We start from the raw sequence: 2,706 nt of genomic DNA, 5'->3' as shown, positions 1-2,706 counted from the left end.
TTTGGTGGTGACAAAGGGATCAAAAATCTGGGCTTTCTGCTCCTCGTTAATACCAGGGCCGGCATCGTCTATATGGATTTTTAACTGTTTTTCATCCTGTTCCCAACAGAGTTCAACCGGGCCCTCAGGACATGCCTGACAGGCATTGCGTAATAAATTGATCAATCCCTGCTCCAGGCTTAATGAATCGCCTTTAATTGTTGCCATGGGTCCCTTAACAAGAGTGACTTGATAACCTTGATTGGCCAGCAATGCCTCGGCCCTCTCGATCAATGACGTCACATCAAGTTCACGAAATTCAGCACGCGATGAACGACCAAAACTGAGTAATTGCTGAATAATCGAGGTCATTCTGGCCGCCTGCTGACGGATTTCATTTAACTCTTTTAAGTCGTTTTCGTTTTCCAGACGCCTTAATAATCGGCCGGCTCTTCCATCAACCACTGTTAGCGGGGCACCTAATTCATGAGCGACAGCTGCCGATAATTGTCCAAGCGCTGCCATGGTTTCGGTTTGCCGGAGTCTTTCTGCCATCTGCTCCCGGGCGGAACGTTGCTGAGCTTCGCTTTTCTCTGCAGCTTCAATCGCATTGAGCATGCCATTGAGTCCTTTTGCCAATTGGCTTATTTCTATCGGTCCCTGCTCTGCTGCCCGATGTTCTCTATCCCCCTGGCTCACCCGCCGCATGCTCTCAACTAATTTCTGCAATGGGGTTTCAATGGCACGCTGGTGGGAATAGGTAATGACCCCAAGAATAATTAATGACACCAGACCAAAACTACCCCAGGCCCAATATTTTAATTCAGTCAGCTCACGGTCAATATCACTGCGCCGACGAGTCACTTGTAATAGGCCATTTGGCTGGCCAGTCGCATCAAAAATAGGCATAAAAAAGGAATACACATTCCGGCCACGAATCCGTTCATATTGTGCAAATTCACCTTCGGCGATCTGTTCAAGTGCATCCGTTGCCTGTTCTTTCGTTGGATTAACGACACCAAAACTGCTTAACCGCTTGCCATTGGCATCGAATAAGTAGGCTCCATATACCTCGGTAATACCAAAAACCGAAGCCATGCTGTTTTGTAACTGATCCAGATCCTGCCGTTCCAGCGCCTGAGAAACTGGCAAATGAATAGTTCGGGCCACTTGCTGTAAATCCCGCTGCATTCTTTCCTCGATAAACTGGCCCACCATAGATAGACCAATCGCGAGGATCATCGCCAGCACCAGTAACACTGGCAATGCAACCTGCATGATCAACACTAATCGCAGATTGCTGAAAATGGATGGAAAACGCATTCAATGGCCTCTTAACAAACTTGAATTTATGGCACATGGGCCAAATTGACACATACCAAAGTACCCGTCAAGCTTCATATAAGGGTTAACAGATCTGACACGAAACATTTTATAGATTAAATACAACGACTTATAAAAACCCGGCTTTCTGGCATGATTGTCGCAACAACCTGAATGTGTTCCACAATCAATAAAGGAAAACACCATGAAAAAAACAGCTATTTTTGCTTCAATTTTAATGGCTCTGGGTCTAAGCGCTCCTGCTTTTGCAGAACAACCACAACAGGCAGCTCCTCAAGCTCCAATGCCTGAAACAGCTCCAGCAACTGATTTCAGTGATTCTGAGTTGCAAAAATTTGTTGATGTTCAGGGTGATCTTGAAGAAATTCGTAATGAATATTCAGGCCGTCTGGAAAGTACTGAAGATCCTGACCAAGCTGCAAAATTACAACAGGAAGCCAGCCAGAAAATGGTCCAAACCGTTCAAAACGAAGGCCTGGATGTCGAAACATATAGCAATATCGCCTTGGCTATTCAAAGTGATGCTCAATTGCGTGACAAAGTGCAGTCTATGCTTAACTAATAACGTTTCAGCTTCGTATATCGTGGAAAAGCCGGGGTTCTCCCGGCTTTTTCATTTCTGGACTACTTATCTTTTGAACTAAATCGATAGGCTAAAAAATACAAGGCGGGTAACACCAGCAACGTCAATAACGTTGAAGAAATAATTCCTCCCACCACGACCGTAGCCAATGGACGCTGGACCTCAGCACCGGTTCCCGTATTTAATGCCATCGGCAGAAACCCTAAACCAGCTACCAGTGCGGTCATCAATACAGGGCGTAACCGTTGCATTGCGCCCTCGAAAACAGCTTCCAGCAGCACCATACCCTGCTCACGCAGCTGTCGGATAAATGTCAACATCACCACGCCGTTTAAGACGGCTATACCTGATAAAGCAATAAATCCCACTGCCGCAGAAATGGATAACGGCATATCCCTTAACATCAGTGCAATCAGACCACCGGTTAATGCCATTGGTACACCGGTAAAAATCAGCAAAGCATCTTTTAATGAATTAAATACACTGAACAATATCATCAGGATCAGCAACAGTGTTATGGGCACCACAATCATCAATCGCTTGCTGGCCGATTCCAATTGTTCAAAGGTTCCGCCATATTCCAGCCAATACCCTGCAGGTAGATTGAGCTGTTGTGCATTCTGCTGCACATCCGCGATAAAGGATCCCAAATCCCTATCCACCACATTGGCACTGATAATGACATGACGTTTACCGCTTTCACGGTTTATCTGATTGGGGCCACTGATGGCTTTAATATCGGCAATTTCACCCAACGGCACATAAGATAAATCTGGATCATCACTGTCAGGTAATGCGAT

3 protein-coding genes are annotated in these 2,706 nt (G+C 45.8%); 1 reads left to right on the top strand and 2 read right to left on the bottom strand.

The window, feature by feature from the left end:
• On the bottom strand, positions 1-1,302 hold a 1,302-nt coding region (locus B3182_RS09325), incomplete at its 3' end, for a sensor histidine kinase (protein ID WP_292752526.1).
• Positions 1,303-1,507: 205 nt separating this feature from the next.
• Here B3182_RS09325 and B3182_RS09320 point away from each other — a divergent pair.
• On the top strand, positions 1,508-1,885 hold the full coding sequence (locus B3182_RS09320) for a DUF4168 domain-containing protein (RefSeq protein WP_292354310.1): 378 nt from the start codon (positions 1,508-1,510) through the stop codon (positions 1,883-1,885).
• 62 nt (positions 1,886-1,947) lie between these two features.
• Here the strand turns inward: B3182_RS09320 and B3182_RS09315 are convergent.
• Positions 1,948-2,706: efflux RND transporter permease subunit (locus tag B3182_RS09315; protein ID WP_292752498.1), on the bottom strand; the 759-nt coding region annotated here is incomplete at its 5' end.

Origin of the sequence: Methylophaga sp. UBA4204, assembly GCF_002379485.1 — a bacterium.
Lineage (GTDB): Bacteria > Pseudomonadota > Gammaproteobacteria > Nitrosococcales > Methylophagaceae > Methylophaga.
Note: the sequence above shows the minus strand (reverse complement) of the source record. Positions and strands in the feature narration are given on the sequence as shown.

Excerpts from the sequence above, each read along its gene's own strand:
- B3182_RS09320 (WP_292354310.1), top strand. The coding sequence starts at position 1,508 with ATGAAAAAAACAGCTATTTTTGCTTCAATTTTAATGGCTCTGGGTCTA.